Below are 17,877 nucleotides of genomic sequence, written 5' to 3'. Positions count from 1 at the left end.
ACCAAGGTCAGATTTTGAAGCTGTCGACCAACTGCTTCAATCGGCTGGCCTGCTGGGACAGCGCGTCGCAGTCCTTGAGCGTTTCGTTGAGGTTGGCCACGCCCTGCTGGTTCAGCAGGTTGATCTGGTTGATGTCGACGTTGAGGGTTTCCACCACAGCGGTCTGCTCCTCGGTAGCGGCAGCCACCGACTGGTTCATGCCGTCGATCTCGACGATGCGTTGCGTCACGCTGACCAGGCGCTCACCGGCCTGGTTGGCCACTTCAACGCTTTCTTCGCTGGAGGTCTGGCTGGCGTTCATGGTGGTCACCGCTTCACGCGAACCCACTTGCAGCGAAGTGATCATCTTATGGATCTCTTCGGCGGACTCCTGGGTACGGTGAGCCAGGTTACGCACCTCATCGGCAACCACAGCAAAACCACGCCCGGCTTCCCCGGCACGAGCCGCTTCAATCGCGGCATTAAGTGCCAACAAGTTGGTTTGCTGGGAGATGCCTTTGATCACATCAAGGATGTGACCGATGTTGTCGGTGCTGGCGTTCAGGGTTTCGATCTGGGTGCAGGACAGGCTGATTTTTTGCGACAGCTGCGACATCGCCAGGATGGTTTGCTCCACCACCTTGCGCCCGTCGTCTGCCTGTTCACTGGCGCCACTGGCATGCTGCGAAGCATCGGCCGCGTTACGCGCGATTTCCTGAGTGGCGGCACCCAACTCGTTGATCGCCGCTGCCACGCTATTGGTGCGTGCACTTTGTTCGTCCGAGCCGATGATCGAGGCATTGGACGAGGCCATCACGCGCTGGGACAGATCGTGTACCTGCCGCGTTGCCGAAGACACCTCGGAGATGGACGCGTGGATACGCTCGACGAACTGGTTGAAGGCGCTACCAACCTCGCCAAACTCGTCCTTGCTGGTCACGTCCAAACGCCGAGTCAAATCACCCTCGCCTTGGGCAATGTCCTGCATGGCAATGCCCATGGTGGTCAGCGGGCGCAGCAGTACTTGAATCAACAGGCTCAAAAGCACGGCAATTGCGACAACCGCGATCAACATGGCGATCAATGCCGAAGTACGGAATTTGCCCAGCGGGGCGTAGGCTTTATCTTTATCGATCGACAGACCGATGTACCAATCGGCACCCGGCAAACCGCTGATCGGGGTGAACGAAAGGATACGGTCCTGGCCATTGAGGACAACGTCCTGGCTGACCTTTTCGATACGCAGGTTAATGCCTGGGTAGATATCCTTGAGGTTTTTCATCACCTGGTCCTGGTCAGGGCTGACAATGACCTGGCCGTCGGCGCTGACCAGAAATGCATGGCCGATGCCGCCGAAGTCCACCGAGTTGATGATCTTCACCAAGGTCTGCAGGCTCAGGTCGCCGCCGACGACACCCAGCAGTTCACCGTTCTTTTTGACCGGCAGGGCGATGGTTACGATCTGCCCGCCCACGGCTGCCATGTAAGGCGGGGTGAGCATGGTTTTATCGGCCGCCACCGCTTGCTTGTACCAAGGACGCTGCCGTGGGTCATAACCGTCGGGCATCTTGGCGTCAGGGCGCTGGGTGAATACACCGTTGGTTTGACCGACGTAGGTGAACTGGAAGTTCGAGGTGAATGCAGGCTGGTCGACCAGGCCCGGAAGGTCGGCAGCGCTGCCCTGGTGCGCTACGTTTTGCGCCAGGCTTTCGAGGACCAGGATGCGGCCACTGAGCCAGTTCTGCACACTGCTGGCCGTGAGTTCTCCCGATTGCTGGATGGACGACTCCAGGTTTTGTTTGATGGTGCTGCGCTGCAGGTAGTCGTTGTAAAGCGTGAATAACGCGAAAGCGAGAACCACGACGCCTGACGCGGCCAACAGAATTTTATGACTGAACTTAAGATTCATTTCATCGACTTCTTTTGCCAAAGGGGGATGAGCGTGCCGAGTGGAACATTCCATGTAACGGGATAGGCGGACTCTCTCGGACCGCTCTATTTCGGTGCACGCATGGCTCGTCAGGCTTTCGGCCACACTTAGAGAAATCTTAGAAATTTGTGAGATGCATCCTCTTTTTGAGTAGGAAACTGACCAACGGTACAAGCGCGGCGAGCTTTCTTGCGCACCATCGCTCGGGGCTTAGTGATTGATCATTGGCGCCGTGAAGAAATCGAACGCGCTTACCTCGAGTCCATCGCTCATCTGCCAGAAGCGTTGGCACCCAGCACCGAAGCGCGTGCGTTGGTGCTGGAACCTCTGGAGGCAATCGCCCGCCTTTTAGACGGCTTGAAGCCGAAAGTGCGTAAGGCGTTTCTATTGGCTCAGTGCGATGGGCTGGCGTACAAACAGATCGCGGAGCAAATGGGCGCCTGCATGCGCAATACGAGCACTGGCGCGAAGCTCACCAGCTATTCAGAGTCCTTTAACCCGAACTTTTATTCAGACAGCGCGGGCAATCCCCTGGCACCTACTAATGGGACACAGTGGGAGGCCGGCTTGAAGTATCAGCCGCCGGGAACCGACAACTTGTTTACGCCGTCCTGGTTGCGCATCGACCAGGAAAACCTGGCGACCAAGCTGCCACAGGAGAACTTCTATCGGGCTATAGGTGCTCAAGTGGCCGATAACTTGAAGTTTCTGGGCAGCTATACCTTTACCGACATCAAGTATTCCAAGTCGATGGTGAGCACGTTGAGCTCCACCGATAACCTGATCGAGAACAGGCACAATTCTCCGACCCAGGCGCCTCGTCATATGGCGTCGGTGTGGGGGGACTATAAGTTTGATAGTAGAGCCTTGGACGGCTTGCGGTTAGGGGGCGGGGTTCGATATGTAGGGTACAGCTGGGCAGATGCAGAGAACACGATGAAGGTGCCGGCCTAGACCTTGCTTGACGCGTCAGTAGGGTATGACTTGGGTAAAGTAGGGTTGAAGGGCGTGGATGTGCGGTTGAATGCCAACAACCTGACCAATGAGACCTATGTAGCGTCCTGTGCCAGCCTGAACTTCTGCTACCTGGGAGAAGAGCGTAACGTCAGTGCGACGGTAAGCTATCAATTCTGATCTTCTAATGTTTCCGAGAAGCCAGCGCCTAATTCCAGGCGCTGGCTTTTTTGTTGGCCGGCTGCATGGCTGGCCCGATGTGGCAGGCCTGGAAGAGCCTCACCTGCGTGCTTTCAGCGTGAATCTTTTGCTGGTCACTATCCCCCAAAACGACAAAACCCCTGTCTGCGTTAGCAGACAGGGGTTTCGGAATTTAATCTTGACGATGACCTACTCTCACATGGGGAAACCCCACACTACCATCGGCGATGCATCGTTTCACTGCTGAGTTCGGGATGGGATCAGGTGGTTCCAATGCTCTATGGTCGTCAAGAAATTCTGTTTACCAGACCGTTGCCTTGGCAACGTGCCGGTGAAATTCATGGACTTCTACATAAACAAAACCCCTGTTTGCGTTAGCAAACAGGGGTTCTGGAATTTAATCTTGACGATGACCTACTCTCACATGGGGAAACCCCACACTACCATCGGCGATGCATCGTTTCACTACTGAGTTCGGGATGGGATCAGGTGGTTCCAATGCTCTATGGTCGTCAAGAAATTCGGGTACTGAGTCGTGACCAAATGGCCTCGCTTCAGCAAATTGGGTATGTGATAGCTTTCGGTGTTTGTAAGAGTCGAACTTTCGGTTCTATCGTCTTCACACACCGCAATCTGGCCTCTTTCGAGTTCACAAATTGCTTGGGTGTTATATGGTCAAGCCTCACGGGCAATTAGTATTGGTTAGCTCAACGCCTCACAGCGCTTACACACCCAACCTATCAACGTCGTAGTCTTCGACGGCCCTTCAGGGGACTCAAGGTCCCAGTGAGATCTCATCTTGAGGCTAGTTTCCCGCTTAGATGCTTTCAGCGGTTATCTATTCCGAACATAGCTACCCGGCAATGCCACTGGCGTGACAACCGGAACACCAGAGGTTCGTCCACTCCGGTCCTCTCGTACTAGGAGCAGCCCCTCTCAAATCTCAAACGTCCACGGCAGATAGGGACCGAACTGTCTCACGACGTTCTAAACCCAGCTCGCGTACCACTTTAAATGGCGAACAGCCATACCCTTGGGACCGGCTTCAGCCCCAGGATGTGATGAGCCGACATCGAGGTGCCAAACACCGCCGTCGATATGAACTCTTGGGCGGTATCAGCCTGTTATCCCCGGAGTACCTTTTATCCGTTGAGCGATGGCCCTTCCATACAGAACCACCGGATCACTAAGACCTACTTTCGTACCTGCTCGACGTGTCTGTCTCGCAGTCAAGCGCGCTTTTGCCTTTATACTCTACGACCGATTTCCGACCGGTCTGAGCGCACCTTCGTACTCCTCCGTTACTCTTTAGGAGGAGACCGCCCCAGTCAAACTACCCACCATACACTGTCCTCGATCCGGATAACGGACCTGAGTTAGAACCTCAAAGTTGCCAGGGTGGTATTTCAAGGTTGGCTCCACGCAGACTGGCGTCCACGCTTCAAAGCCTCCCACCTATCCTACACAAGCAAATTCAAAGTCCAGTGCAAAGCTATAGTAAAGGTTCACGGGGTCTTTCCGTCTAGCCGCGGATACACTGCATCTTCACAGCGATTTCAATTTCACTGAGTCTCGGGTGGAGACAGCGCCGCCATCGTTACGCCATTCGTGCAGGTCGGAACTTACCCGACAAGGAATTTCGCTACCTTAGGACCGTTATAGTTACGGCCGCCGTTTACCGGGGCTTCGATCAAGAGCTTCGCGTTAGCTAACCCCATCAATTAACCTTCCGGCACCGGGCAGGCGTCACACCCTATACGTCCACTTTCGTGTTTGCAGAGTGCTGTGTTTTTAATAAACAGTCGCAGCGGCCTGGTATCTTCGACCGGCATGAGCTTACGGAGCAAGTCCTTCACCCTCACCGGCGCACCTTCTCCCGAAGTTACGGTGCCATTTTGCCTAGTTCCTTCACCCGAGTTCTCTCAAGCGCCTTGGTATTCTCTACCCAACCACCTGTGTCGGTTTGGGGTACGGTTCCTGGTTACCTGAAGCTTAGAAGCTTTTCTTGGAAGCATGGCATCAACCACTTCGTTAACTAAAAGTTAACTCGTCATCAGCTCTCGGCCTTAGAATCCCGGATTTACCTAAGATTCCAGCCTACCACCTTAAACTTGGACAACCAACGCCAAGCTGGCCTAGCCTTCTCCGTCCCTCCATCGCAATAACCAGAAGTACAGGAATATTAACCTGTTTTCCATCGACTACGCTTTTCAGCCTCGCCTTAGGGACCGACTAACCCTGCGTCGATTAACGTTGCGCAGGAAACCTTGGTCTTTCGGCGTGGGTGTTTTTCACACCCATTGTCGTTACTCATGTCAGCATTCGCACTTCTGATACCTCCAGCAAGCTTCTCAACTCACCTTCACAGGCTTACAGAACGCTCCTCTACCGCATCACTTACGTGATACCCGTAGCTTCGGTGTATGGTTTGAGCCCCGTTACATCTTCCGCGCAGGCCGACTCGACTAGTGAGCTATTACGCTTTCTTTAAAGGGTGGCTGCTTCTAAGCCAACCTCCTAGCTGTCTAAGCCTTCCCACATCGTTTCCCACTTAACCATAACTTTGGGACCTTAGCTGACGGTCTGGGTTGTTTCCCTTTTCACGACGGACGTTAGCACCCGCCGTGTGTCTCCCATGCTCGGCACTTGTAGGTATTCGGAGTTTGCATCGGTTTGGTAAGTCGGGATGACCCCCTAGCCGAAACAGTGCTCTACCCCCTACAGTGATACATGAGGCGCTACCTAAATAGCTTTCGAGGAGAACCAGCTATCTCCGAGCTTGATTAGCCTTTCACTCCGATCCACAGGTCATCCGCTAACTTTTCAACGGTAGTCGGTTCGGTCCTCCAGTTAGTGTTACCCAACCTTCAACCTGCCCATGGATAGATCGCCCGGTTTCGGGTCTATTCCCAGCGACTAGACGCCCTATTAAGACTCGCTTTCGCTACGCCTCCCCTATTCGGTTAAGCTCGCCACTGAAAATAAGTCGCTGACCCATTATACAAAAGGTACGCAGTCACCCAACAAAGTGGGCTCCCACTGCTTGTACGCATACGGTTTCAGGATCTATTTCACTCCCCTCTCCGGGGTTCTTTTCGCCTTTCCCTCACGGTACTAGTTCACTATCGGTCAGTCAGTAGTATTTAGCCTTGGAGGATGGTCCCCCCATATTCAGACAAAGTTTCTCGTGCTCCGTCCTACTCGATTTCATGACTAAGAGATTTTCGCGTACAGGGCTATCACCCACTATGGCCGCACTTTCCAGAGCGTTCCGCTAATCTCAAAGCCACTTAAGGGCTAGTCCCCGTTCGCTCGCCACTACTAAGGGAATCTCGGTTGATTTCTTTTCCTCAGGGTACTTAGATGTTTCAGTTCCCCTGGTTCGCCTCTTACGCCTATGTATTCAGCGTAAGATAACCATCTTATGATGGCTGGGTTCCCCCATTCAGACATCTCCGGATCAAAGTCTGTTTGCCGACTCCCCGAAGCTTTTCGCAGGCTACCACGTCTTTCATCGCCTCTGACTGCCAAGGCATCCACCGTATGCGCTTCTTCACTTGACCATATAACCCCAAGCAATCTGGTTATACTGTGAAGACAACATTCGCCGAAAATTCGATAATACTCAATTACGAGTAACTCACAAATTTTACCTTAGCCTGATCCGTTACCAGTGAAAGTAACGTTCAGTCTATCTTTCTATCACATACCCAAATTTTTAAAGAACGATCTAATCAAAGACTAGAAATCAATATTCACTTCAGAATATTCATTTCTAAACTCTAACAGCAGAAGCAGTTATGGTGGAGCCAAACGGGATCGAACCGTTGACCTCCTGCGTGCAAGGCAGGCGCTCTCCCAGCTGAGCTATGGCCCCATAACAAAATTGGTGGGTCTGGGCAGATTCGAACTGCCGACCTCACCCTTATCAGGGGTGCGCTCTAACCAACTGAGCTACAGACCCAATTTCGAGCGCAACTGATTAGCTAAGAGCTATCAGCTTGGAGCTTAAAGCTGCTTCTATCGTCTTCTTCAATGAATCAAGCAATTCGTGTGGGAACTTATGGAGCAGCTGATGTCGTCGATTAAGGAGGTGATCCAGCCGCAGGTTCCCCTACGGCTACCTTGTTACGACTTCACCCCAGTCATGAATCACACCGTGGTAACCGTCCTCCCGAAGGTTAGACTAGCTACTTCTGGTGCAACCCACTCCCATGGTGTGACGGGCGGTGTGTACAAGGCCCGGGAACGTATTCACCGCGACATTCTGATTCGCGATTACTAGCGATTCCGACTTCACGCAGTCGAGTTGCAGACTGCGATCCGGACTACGATCGGTTTTGTGGGATTAGCTCCACCTCGCGGCTTGGCAACCCTCTGTACCGACCATTGTAGCACGTGTGTAGCCCAGGCCGTAAGGGCCATGATGACTTGACGTCATCCCCACCTTCCTCCGGTTTGTCACCGGCAGTCTCCTTAGAGTGCCCACCATTACGTGCTGGTAACTAAGGACAAGGGTTGCGCTCGTTACGGGACTTAACCCAACATCTCACGACACGAGCTGACGACAGCCATGCAGCACCTGTCTCAATGTTCCCGAAGGCACCAATCTATCTCTAGAAAGTTCATTGGATGTCAAGGCCTGGTAAGGTTCTTCGCGTTGCTTCGAATTAAACCACATGCTCCACCGCTTGTGCGGGCCCCCGTCAATTCATTTGAGTTTTAACCTTGCGGCCGTACTCCCCAGGCGGTCAACTTAATGCGTTAGCTGCGCCACTAAAAGCTCAAGGCTTCCAACGGCTAGTTGACATCGTTTACGGCGTGGACTACCAGGGTATCTAATCCTGTTTGCTCCCCACGCTTTCGCACCTCAGTGTCAGTATTAGTCCAGGTGGTCGCCTTCGCCACTGGTGTTCCTTCCTATATCTACGCATTTCACCGCTACACAGGAAATTCCACCACCCTCTACCATACTCTAGTCAGTCAGTTTTGAATGCAGTTCCCAGGTTGAGCCCGGGGATTTCACATCCAACTTAACAAACCACCTACGCGCGCTTTACGCCCAGTAATTCCGATTAACGCTTGCACCCTCTGTATTACCGCGGCTGCTGGCACAGAGTTAGCCGGTGCTTATTCTGTCGGTAACGTCAAAACAATCACGTATTAAGTAACTGCCCTTCCTCCCAACTTAAAGTGCTTTACAATCCGAAGACCTTCTTCACACACGCGGCATGGCTGGATCAGGCTTTCGCCCATTGTCCAATATTCCCCACTGCTGCCTCCCGTAGGAGTCTGGACCGTGTCTCAGTTCCAGTGTGACTGATCATCCTCTCAGACCAGTTACGGATCGTAGCCTTGGTGAGCCATTACCTCACCAACTAGCTAATCCGACCTAGGCTCATCTGATAGCGCAAGGCCCGAAGGTCCCCTGCTTTCTCCCGTAGGACGTATGCGGTATTAGCGTCCGTTTCCGAACGTTATCCCCCACTACCAGGCAGATTCCTAGGCATTACTCACCCGTCCGCCGCTCTCAAGAGAAGCAAGCTTCTCTCTACCGCTCGACTTGCATGTGTTAGGCCTGCCGCCAGCGTTCAATCTGAGCCATGATCAAACTCTTCAGTTCAAACATCTTTGGGTTTTTAAGAAACCCTAAACTTGGCTCAGCAATCGTTGGTTACATCTTTGATTTCTCGCGGAGTAACTTGTGATGCTGATAATCTTGTTGACTATCAGTCTGACCCCACAAGCACCCACACGAATTGCTTGATTCAGTTGTTAAAGAGCGGTTGGTTAAGATCTTTCGTCTCAACCGAGGCGCGCATTCTACAGCAGCCTCATTTGCTGTCAAGTGATTATTTTCAGAAGTTTTCGAAGATTTCTTCAACAACTTCAACCACTTGCGCTTCCGATCTCTCGTTAGCGGGAGGCGAATTCTACAGCGTTACACGCTGCTGTCAACACCTCTTTTTCTCCGCTTTCGACCGAGAGGATCGAAACGTTAATAGAGCCAAACAACACCGCTCTACCAACTCCTTCTGGGCTTCGATGAACTGAAGCAACTCGCTGTCGAATTTCGCATAACTCTTTGTTTATCAAGGAGTTTTCCGTTTCGACTGCGCCGGAAGTGGGGCGAATTATAGACGTCCAGAATCTGCCGTCAACCGTTAATTTTGCTTTTCTATCAATTAGTTAGGATTGATTAAAAAACAACCTATAAAGGCCCCTGCAAACACTCTATATAGAAGAGGCAACTCAAATAACGCCCGCCTCTCTTAATGCAGCCACGCTCGTCGACCCAAGCCCAAGCACAGTCTGCAGCACCTGAACCGTGTGCTCTCCTAATAGAGGGGGCGCACTGCGGTATTCCACGGGCGTCTTGGACAACCGTATTGGACTGGCCACTTGAGGCACCATCCCCGCCAACGCATGAGGCAGCGCCATCGCCAACCCACGCGCCTTGACCTGCGGGTCTGCAAACACCTGCGCCAAGTCATTGATAGGCCCGCAAGGCACACCCACTCGCTCCAGCTGCGACACCCACTCAGCTGTCGTTTTGAAAACCGTCGCCTGACGAATCAGCGGAATCAGCTCCGCACGGTTAGCCACTCGCAGCTTATTAGTAGCAAAGCGCGGATCATCAGCCCATTGTGGCTGCCCAGCCACCTCAGAGAACTTACGAAACTGCCCATCATTACCCACGGTCAGGATGAAGTCGCCGTCAGCAGTAGGAAAATCCTGGTAAGGCACAATATTCGGGTGAGCATTACCGAGGCGCTTTGGCGCCACCCCGGTCGTCAGGTAATTCATCGCCTGATTAGCCAGGCACGCCACCTGCACATCCAGCAACGCCATATCAATATGCTGCCCACCCCCATCATGATCCCGGTGAGCCAGCGCCGCCAGAATCGCCACGGTCGCGTACAGCCCCGTAAGGATGTCAGTCAACGCCACACCGACCTTGACCGGCCCGGCCCCGTCATCACCCTCCGGCCGGCCGGTCAAGCTCATGAGCCCACCCAACCCCTGGATCATGAAGTCATAACCCGCACGCGCCGCATAAGGCCCAGTCTGGCCAAAGCCCGTGATCGAGCAATAGATCAACTCCGGATTGATCTCCTTCAGCGATTCATAGTCCAGCCCATACGCTGCGAGACCGCCCACCTTGAAATTCTCGATCAGGATGTCGGACTTGGCCGCCAGGTCGCGCACCAGCTTCTGACCCTCCGGCCGCGTGAAGTCGATGGTCACCGACTCCTTATTACGATTGGCCGACAGGTAATACGCCGCCTCACTGGTGTTCTCGCCATAGGCGTCCTTAAGGAAAGGCGGCCCCCATGCACGCGTGTCATCGCCATTACCTGGTCGCTCGACCTTGATCACCTCAGCCCCAAGGTCCGCAAGGATCTGCCCGGACCAAGGGCCCGCCAGCACTCTCGATAAGTCCAGTACCCGCAGATGTGAAAGCGCGCCCATGCCGTGCTCCTATTAATAGAACGCCTGAAGACCGGTTTGCGCGCGCCCAAGAATCAAGGCGTGCACGTCATGAGTCCCTTCATAGGTGTTAACCACCTCCAGGTTGACCAAGTGGCGTGCCACCCCGAACTCATCGGAAATACCGTTGCCACCCAGCATGTCCCGCGCCATACGCGCGATGTCCAGGGACTTGCCGCAAGAGTTGCGCTTCATGATTGAAGTAATTTCGACTGCCGCCGTACCCTCGTCCTTCATACGCCCCAAGCGCAGACAGCCTTGCAGGGCCATCGTGATCTCGGTCTGCATATCGGCCAGCTTCTTCTGGATCAACTGCGTCGCCGCCAATGGGCGCCCGAACTGATGACGATCCAGTGTGTACTGGCGAGCGGTGTGCCAGCAGAATTCGGCGGCACCCAACGCCCCCCAAGAGATGCCATAGCGCGCCGAGTTGAGGCAGGTGAAAGGCCCTTTCAAGCCACGCACATCCGGGAAGATGTTTTCTTCCGGCACAAACACGTTATCCATGACGATTTCACCGGTAATGGAAGCCCGCAAACCTACCTTGCCGTGAATCGCCGGAGCACTCAGACCTTTCCAGCCTTTCTCCAAGACAAAACCACGAATGTCGCCGGCATCGTCCTTGCCCCACACCACAAACACATCGGCGATCGGGCTATTGGTGATCCACATCTTGGCGCCGGTGAGGCTGTAGCCGCCATCCACCTTACGTGCACGCGTAATCATCGCGCCCGGGTCGGAGCCGTGGTTAGGCTCCGTCAAACCGAAGCAGCCGATCCACTCGCCTGAGGCCAGCTTTGGCAGGTACTTCTGCTTCTGCGCCTCAGTGCCAAACTCGTTGATCGGCACCATGACCAGAGATGACTGCACACTCATCATCGAGCGATAGCCGGAGTCGACACGCTCGACCTCCCGGGCGATCAACCCATAGCTGACGTAGTTCAAGCCACTGCCACCGTACTGCTCGGGGATCATCGCGCCCAGCAAACCGGTTTCGCCCATCTCGCGAAAGATTGCGGGGTCGGTCTTTTCATGGCGGAAGGCTTCGAGCACACGCGGCGCCAGCTTGTCCTGAGCGAATTGCTCAGCACTGTCGCGCACCATGCGCTCTTCTTCGGTGAGCTGTTGATCCAGCAGCAGTGGATCGATCCAGTTAAAGCTTGCCTTGCCAGCCATGAATAAGTCCTCGCGGAAAGAATCAGAAGTCGTGGATGCAGCCTAGGCCGGGCAGCAGCAGAGGGCAAACGAGGTTTGTGCATAGGGTTGTGCTAATTTCTCACTTCGAAACGACTGAGAAGTGCGCAGACGCGCTTTATAAGTGAGTACAACGTACATGCGCAGAAAAATTCCCAGTACGACCGCCCTGGTCAGTTTTGAAGCGGCGGCCCGCCACGAGAGCTTTACGAAGGCGGCGCAGGAGCTTTCCATCACGCAAGGCGCCATCTGTCGACAGATCGCCAGCCTTGAGGAGTTTTTAAGTGTCGAGCTGTTTCGGCGGTCACGACGCGGGGTAAAACTGACGGAAGCGGGGTTGTCCTATAGCCGCCGCGTCGCCATGCAATTGGACGCAGTGGAGCGCGACACCTTGTCAGTAATGGGGCAGCAGGGCGCCAACGTCATCGAGCTGGCCGTGGTGCCAACCTTCGGCACCCAATGGCTGATCCCGCGCCTCAAAGACTTCCAGCGCCAGCACCCCGAAGTGACGGTCAACCTCACAAACCGCACGCGCCCCTTTCTGTTTGCCGATACCGACTTCGATGCCGCGATCTACTACGGCGATGCCGACTGGTCTGGCACCGAGTCTCACCGGCTGATGGGCGAGGACCCAGTCCCAGTGTGCAGCCCGCGACTACTGGGCACCCGCACCCACTTCAGCCCCCAGGAAATCGCGGAACTACCGCTGCTGCAGCAAACCACCAGGCCTTACGCCTGGCGCCAATGGTTCAACGCGCAACAACTGAACATACCCCGCGACATGACAGGCCCTCGTTACGAGCTATTCTCGATGTTGTCTCAGGCCGCCATGCATGACATGGGCATCGCGCTGATACCGCCGTTCCTTATCCAGCGCGAGCTCGAAGAGAACCAACTCAGGATCGCGAGCCCCGAGACGCTCAGCAGTTCGAAGGCCTACTACTTGATGATCCCCGAGAGAAAAGTCGAATCCGCATCGCTGCACGCATTCAGGGACTGGTTGATTGATCAATCACAACGCTATAAACCCAGTATTTAAAGGCTAATCTCAATTTATTGACCTTGTAGTCAGATAAAAACAAAACCTACAGATGTACGGATATGTCGCATTTCAGCAGACTGTACTCATCAACAACAAATAAGGCTTAAAGCCATGATCCACATGGCTTGTAGCGACTACCAGCGGCCAATAACCGAGCATTCACAACGACGATCGTAAATAACATAAAAATCGTCTGAACCCCTTTAAACACCTGTATTTAAAGAGGTTATTTCAGTGTGTTGCGACAAACAGTCACAGGGTGACTTGTAGTTAATTTTTCGTCACCCGTCATAATCCCTTGAAGGCCGTAAAGTTCGCCTGCAAAATGCCGCGCCCCGCTGTCATTTCAGCGGGATCGTGCTGATCGGCCGCCCCAGCTGCGCCACTCACGGTGCACTGGCCTTTTTACAAAAAGATCAAAAGCAAAAAGATCATGCAGGAGATTTGACGTGCACATTGGTGTTCCTCTCGAAACCCAGACCGGTGAAACGCGGGTGGCTGCCACCCCGGAAACCATCAAGAAGCTGATCGGCCAGGGCCATAAGGTCACTGTTCAGAGCGGTGCAGGCGTTAAAGCCAGCGTCGTCGACAGTGCCTACGAAGCGGCAGGCGCAACCATTGGCAGTGCCGGCGAGGCGTTTGGCGCCGAGCTGATTCTCAAGGTGGTCGCCCCCAGCGACAACGAACTGGCGCTGATCAAAAGCGGCACCGTGTTGGTGGGCATGCTCAATCCGTTCAGCAACGAAACCATTGCCAAGCTGGCCGAGCGAGGCATCACCGCCTTCGCGCTCGAAGCCGCGCCTCGTACCTCGCGGGCCCAAAGCCTCGACGTACTGTCGTCGCAAGCCAACATTGCCGGCTATAAGGCGGTGCTGCTGGCAGCCCATCACTACCCACGTTTCATGCCGATGCTGATGACGGCTGCTGGCACCGTGAAAGCTGCCCGCGTGCTGATCCTCGGCGCTGGGGTCGCAGGTCTTCAAGCCATCGCCACGGCGAAACGCCTGGGTGCGGTGATCGAAGCGTCCGATGTGCGCCCTGCGGTGAAAGAGCAAATCGAGTCCCTCGGCGCCAAGTTCGTCGACGTGCCGTACGAAACCGATGAAGAACGCGAATGCGCCGTCGGTGTTGGCGGTTACGCGCGCCCGATGCCAAGCAGTTGGATGCAGCGCCAGGCCCTGGCCGTGCACGAACGCGCCAAGCAAGCCGACATCGTCATCACCACCGCGCTGATCCCGGGCCGCAAGGCGCCGACTCTGCTCAGTGCCGAGACCGTCGCACAGATGAAGCCAGGCTCGGTGGTCATCGACCTCGCCGCCGCCCAAGGTGGTAACTGCCCGCTGACCGTGGCCGATCAGGTCGTCGTCGAAAATGGTGTGACCATCTGTGGCCCGACCAACCTGGCCGGTGCCGTCGCTGCCGACGCTTCAGCCTTGTATGCGCGCAACCTGCTGGACTTCCTGAAGCTGGTTTTCACCAAGGAAGGGCAGTTTGAAATCAACCTCGAAGACGACATCGTCGCCGCGTGCCTGATGTGCCGCGACGGCCAAGTCATCCGTAAAAACGCCTAAACAGGGATTCAGACGATGGAAGAGCTTATCTCCCCCGGTATCTACAACCTGATCATCTTTGTACTGGCCATTTATGTCGGTTACCACGTGGTCTGGAACGTGACACCTGCGCTGCACACGCCATTGATGGCGGTGACCAACGCGATTTCGGCGATTGTGATCGTCGGCGCCATGCTGGCGGCGGCCCTTACCGTTACACCACTGGGCAAGACCATGGGCACTCTGGCCGTGGCTTTGGCGGCGGTTAATGTGTTCGGCGGCTTCCTGGTAACGCGCAGGATGCTCGAGATGTTCAAGAAAAAAGCCCCGAAAGTAAAAGAAGAGGCGCCGTCGTCATGAGCATGAATCTGGTCACGACGCTCTACCTGATCGCGTCGATCTGCTTTATCCAGGCCCTTAAAGGCCTGTCGCACCCAACTACCTCGCGACGCGGCAACCTGTTCGGCATGCTCGGCATGGCGCTGGCGGTGCTGACCACCGTGGGTCTCATCTATAAGCTCGGCGCTGAGCTTGCGACTGCTGGTATTGGCTACGTGATCGTCGGCCTGCTGATCGGCGGTACTGCCGGTTCGATCATGGCCAAGCGCGTAGAAATGACCAAGATGCCGGAGCTGGTGGCTTTCATGCACAGCATGATTGGCCTGGCTGCGGTGTTTATCGCGATCGCCGCCGTGGTCGAGCCGCAATCCCTGGGCATCGTCAAACACCTGGGCGACTCGATACCTGCCGGTAACCGCCTGGAACTGTTCCTCGGTGCGGCCATCGGCGCGATCACCTTCTCCGGTTCGGTGATCGCGTTCGGCAAACTGTCGGGCAAGTACAAGTTCCGCCTGTTCCAGGGCGCACCCGTACAGTTCGCCGGCCAGCACAAGCTGAACCTGGTGCTGGGCCTGCTGACCCTGGGCCTCGGCCTGGCGTTCATGTTCACCGGCAACCTCAGTGCCTTCGCATTGATGCTGGCCCTGGCCTTCGTGCTTGGCGTGCTGATCATTATCCCGATTGGTGGCGCCGACATGCCGGTAGTCGTGTCGATGCTCAACAGCTACTCCGGCTGGGCTGCGGCGGGTATCGGCTTCTCGCTGAACAACTCGATGCTGATCATCGCCGGCTCCCTGGTGGGCTCCAGCGGCGCGATCCTGTCGTACATCATGTGCAAGGCGATGAACCGCTCCTTCTTTAATGTGCTGCTCGGCGGTTTCGGCAACACGGTAGATGCGGCAGGCCCGGCGGGCTCTAAAGAAGCGCGCCCGGTGAAGTCCGGCTCTGCAGACGATGCCACCTTCCTGCTGACCAACGCCGACACCGTGATCATCGTGCCGGGCTACGGCTTGGCTGTGGCGCGGGCGCAACATGCGCTTAAAGAACTGACCGAAAAGCTGACCCACCGCGGCGTGACCGTGAAGTACGCGATCCACCCGGTGGCGGGGCGTATGCCAGGCCACATGAACGTGCTGCTGGCCGAGGCGGAAGTGCCTTACGACCAGGTGTTCGAGATGGAAGACATCAACTCCGAGTTCGGCCAGGCCGATGTGGTGCTGGTGTTGGGCGCGAACGACGTGGTCAATCCGGCCGCCAAGAACGACCCGAATTCACCGATCGCTGGCATGCCGATCCTGGAAGCGTTCAAGGCCAAGACCATCATCGTCAACAAGCGCTCGATGGCCAGCGGCTATGCGGGCCTGGACAACGAGTTGTTCTACTTGGACAAGACCATGATGGTCTTCGGTGATGCCAAGAAGGTCATCGAAGACATGGTCAAGGCCGTCGAGTAACACTGCGCCAGCGCAATACCCGAAACCCTGGCCTCCAGTAGGCTGGGGTTTTTTATGATCGTTCCCATGCTCGGCGTGGGAAGGCATCCGGGGATGCTCTGCGTCTCGCTTTGCACACTCATGAAACCCGACCAAAGGCTCTAAATCGCAGCCTGGCATTCGACCATGGTAGCGGGCCGAATTTTTTTGAAATCACTACACTGCCCACCTTGCTTCCGTAGCCTGAGATAACAATTCATGTACCGTGATCGTATCCGCTTGCCTTCGTTGTTGAACAAGGTCATGAGCGCGGCAGACGCCGCTGCACTGATCGAGGACGGCATGACCGTCGGCATGAGCGGCTTCACCCGAGCCGGTGAAGCCAAGGCCGTCCCCCACGCCCTGGCCGAACGCGCCAAGACTTCGCCGCTGAAAATCACCCTGATGACCGGCGCCAGCCTGGGCAATGACCTGGACAAGCAACTGACCGAAGCCGGCGTACTGTCCCGGCGCATGCCGTTCCAAGTCGACAGCACCCTGCGCAAGGCGATCAACGCCGGCGAGGTGATGTTTATCGATCAGCACTTGTCGGAAACCGTCGAGCAACTACGCAACAACCAGCTCAAGCTGCCAGACATTGCCGTGATCGAAGCGGTCGCGATCACCGAGCAAGGCCATATCGTGCCGACCACCTCCGTGGGCAACTCGGCCAGCTTCGCGATTTTCGCCAAGCAAGTGATCGTCGAGATCAATCTCGCGCACAACCCGAACCTGGAAGGGCTGCACGACATCTATATCCCGACCTACCGGCCAACCCGCACGCCGATTCCGCTGGTTAAGGTCGACGACCGTATTGGCAGCACTGCGATTCCGATCCCGCCGGAGAAGATCGTCGCCATCGTAATCACCAACCAACCTGACTCAGCCTCCACCGTGACGCCGCCGGACGCCGATACCCAAGGCATCGCCAATCATCTGATTAACTTCCTCAAGCAAGAGGTGGACGCCGGGCGCATGACCAACAAACTCGGCCCGCTGCAGGCCGGGATCGGCAACATTGCCAACGCGGTGATGTGCGGCTTGATCGATTCACCGTTCGAAGACCTGACCATGTATTCGGAAGTGCTGCAGGACTCGACATTCGACCTGATCGACGCGGGCAAGCTGAGCTTCGCCTCGGGCAGTTCGATTACCTTGTCGGAGCGGCGCAACGCCGACGTGTTCGGCAACCTGGAACACTATAAAGACAAGCTGGTACTGCGCCCGCAGGAAATTTCCAACCACCCTGAAGTGGTTCGGCGCCTGGGCATTATCGGCATTAATACGGCGCTGGAATTCGATATCTACGGCAACGTCAACTCCACCCACGTCTGCGGTACCCGCATGATGAACGGGATTGGCGGCTCCGGAGATTTCGCGCGCAACGCGCACCTGGCCATATTTGTCACCAAGTCGATTGCCAAAGGCGGCGCGATCTCCAGCGTAGTGCCGATGGTCAGCCATGTGGACCACACAGAGCATGACGTCGACATTCTAGTAACCGAGGTGGGCCTTGCCGACCTTCGCGGCCTGGCGCCACGGGAGCGAGCCCGCGTGATCATCGATAACTGTGTGCACCCGGCGTACCGCGACGCGCTGAACAGTTACTTCAACGCCGCCTGCGTTATCGGCGGGCACACCCCGCATATCCTGCGCGAAGCCCTGAGTTGGCACATTAATCTGGAAGAAACCGGGCATATGCTCAAGGCCTGATTGATACAGATT

General features: G+C 55.6%; 8 protein-coding genes, 2 tRNA genes, 4 rRNA genes and 2 pseudogenes. 7 read left to right on the top strand and 9 right to left on the bottom strand.

The window, feature by feature from the left end; genetic code table 11:
• Nucleotides 1–7: 7 nt before the first annotated feature.
• On the bottom strand, nt 8–1,888 hold the full coding sequence (locus ACA065_RS00625) for a methyl-accepting chemotaxis protein (protein ID WP_497692882.1): 1,881 nt from the start codon (nt 1,886–1,888) through the stop codon (nt 8–10).
• A 201-nt stretch (nt 1,889–2,089) separates the two neighbouring features.
• Between ACA065_RS00625 and ACA065_RS00620 the strand changes: the two are divergent.
• Together ACA065_RS00620 and ACA065_RS00615 are read left to right on the top strand one after the other, a co-directional pair.
• A pseudogene (locus tag ACA065_RS00620) lies at nt 2,090–2,362 on the top strand (sigma factor-like helix-turn-helix DNA-binding protein); the annotation flags it as partial.
• A 12-nt stretch (nt 2,363–2,374) separates the two neighbouring features.
• Nucleotides 2,375–3,043 (top strand): annotated as a pseudogene (locus ACA065_RS00615) (TonB-dependent siderophore receptor); the annotation flags it as partial.
• Between the two features lie 197 nt (nt 3,044–3,240).
• Here the strand turns inward: ACA065_RS00615 and rrf (ACA065_RS00610) are convergent.
• The 8 genes from rrf (ACA065_RS00610) to ACA065_RS00575 all read right to left on the bottom strand — a co-directional run bounded on the left by rrf (ACA065_RS00610) (nt 3,241) and on the right by ACA065_RS00575 (nt 11,731).
• Nucleotides 3,241–3,356 (bottom strand): 5S ribosomal RNA (gene rrf, locus ACA065_RS00610).
• Between the two features lie 109 nt (nt 3,357–3,465).
• A 5S ribosomal RNA gene (gene rrf, locus ACA065_RS00605) occupies nt 3,466–3,581 on the bottom strand.
• Nucleotides 3,582–3,735: 154 nt separating this feature from the next.
• A 23S ribosomal RNA gene (locus ACA065_RS00600) occupies nt 3,736–6,627 on the bottom strand.
• A gap of 238 nt (nt 6,628–6,865) precedes the next feature.
• Nucleotides 6,866–6,941, bottom strand: a tRNA-Ala gene (locus ACA065_RS00595).
• Nucleotides 6,942–6,951: 10 nt separating this feature from the next.
• A tRNA-Ile gene (locus ACA065_RS00590) sits at nt 6,952–7,028 on the bottom strand.
• A gap of 122 nt (nt 7,029–7,150) precedes the next feature.
• Nucleotides 7,151–8,687 (bottom strand): 16S ribosomal RNA (locus ACA065_RS00585).
• Together the 16S, 23S and 5S rRNA genes with 2 tRNA genes alongside form the textbook arrangement of a ribosomal RNA operon.
• A gap of 629 nt (nt 8,688–9,316) precedes the next feature.
• Entirely contained in the window at nt 9,317–10,537 is a 1,221-nt protein-coding gene (locus ACA065_RS00580; protein ID WP_497692881.1) for a CaiB/BaiF CoA transferase family protein, read from the bottom strand.
• Between the two features lie 12 nt (nt 10,538–10,549).
• The gene (locus tag ACA065_RS00575; RefSeq protein WP_448653503.1) at nt 10,550–11,731 is read right to left on the bottom strand and encodes an acyl-CoA dehydrogenase; all 1,182 of its coding nucleotides are present in this window, start codon (nt 11,729–11,731) and stop codon (nt 10,550–10,552) included.
• A 157-nt stretch (nt 11,732–11,888) separates the two neighbouring features.
• Between ACA065_RS00575 and ACA065_RS00570 the strand changes: the two genes are divergently transcribed.
• From ACA065_RS00570 to scpC, 5 genes are all read left to right on the top strand, one after another.
• Nucleotides 11,889–12,788 (top strand): LysR family transcriptional regulator, encoded by a 900-nt coding sequence (locus tag ACA065_RS00570; RefSeq protein ID WP_497692880.1) that lies wholly within the window; start codon nt 11,889–11,891, stop codon nt 12,786–12,788.
• A gap of 452 nt (nt 12,789–13,240) precedes the next feature.
• Nucleotides 13,241–14,362 (top strand): Re/Si-specific NAD(P)(+) transhydrogenase subunit alpha, encoded by a 1,122-nt coding sequence (locus ACA065_RS00565; RefSeq protein WP_497692879.1) that lies wholly within the window; start codon nt 13,241–13,243, stop codon nt 14,360–14,362.
• A gap of 15 nt (nt 14,363–14,377) precedes the next feature.
• Complete coding sequence (locus ACA065_RS00560) at nt 14,378–14,701, top strand: NAD(P) transhydrogenase subunit alpha part 2 (RefSeq protein WP_003170836.1); 324 nt, start codon at nt 14,378–14,380, stop codon at nt 14,699–14,701.
• A complete protein-coding gene (locus ACA065_RS00555; protein WP_497692878.1) occupies nt 14,698–16,134 on the top strand; it encodes an NAD(P)(+) transhydrogenase (Re/Si-specific) subunit beta in 1,437 nt (478 codons plus the stop codon). Before ACA065_RS00560 ends, ACA065_RS00555 begins: the two co-directional genes overlap by 4 nt.
• A gap of 237 nt (nt 16,135–16,371) precedes the next feature.
• Complete coding sequence (gene scpC / locus ACA065_RS00550; RefSeq protein WP_497692877.1) at nt 16,372–17,865, top strand: succinyl-CoA:acetate CoA-transferase ScpC; 1,494 nt, start codon at nt 16,372–16,374, stop codon at nt 17,863–17,865.
• The last annotated feature ends 12 nt before the right edge of the window (nt 17,866–17,877 follow it).

It is taken from the genome of Pseudomonas sp. LBUM1640, from assembly GCF_059716225.1.
The sequence above is the reverse complement of the archived record's forward strand: the minus strand, read 5'-3'. Positions and strand labels throughout refer to the sequence as shown.

Coding starts and splice junctions, on each gene's coding strand:
- ACA065_RS00625 (WP_497692882.1), bottom strand. CDS start 1,888: ATGAATCTTAAGTTCAGTCATAAAATTCTGTTGGCCGCGTCAGGCGTC.
- ACA065_RS00580 (WP_497692881.1), bottom strand. CDS start 10,537: ATGGGCGCGCTTTCACATCTGCGGGTACTGGACTTATCGAGAGTGCTG.
- ACA065_RS00575 (WP_448653503.1), bottom strand. CDS start 11,731: ATGGCTGGCAAGGCAAGCTTTAACTGGATCGATCCACTGCTGCTGGAT.
- ACA065_RS00570 (WP_497692880.1), top strand. CDS start 11,889: ATGCGCAGAAAAATTCCCAGTACGACCGCCCTGGTCAGTTTTGAAGCG.
- ACA065_RS00560 (WP_003170836.1), top strand. CDS start 14,378: ATGGAAGAGCTTATCTCCCCCGGTATCTACAACCTGATCATCTTTGTA.
- ACA065_RS00555 (WP_497692878.1), top strand. CDS start 14,698: ATGAGCATGAATCTGGTCACGACGCTCTACCTGATCGCGTCGATCTGC.
- scpC (WP_497692877.1), top strand. CDS start 16,372: ATGTACCGTGATCGTATCCGCTTGCCTTCGTTGTTGAACAAGGTCATG.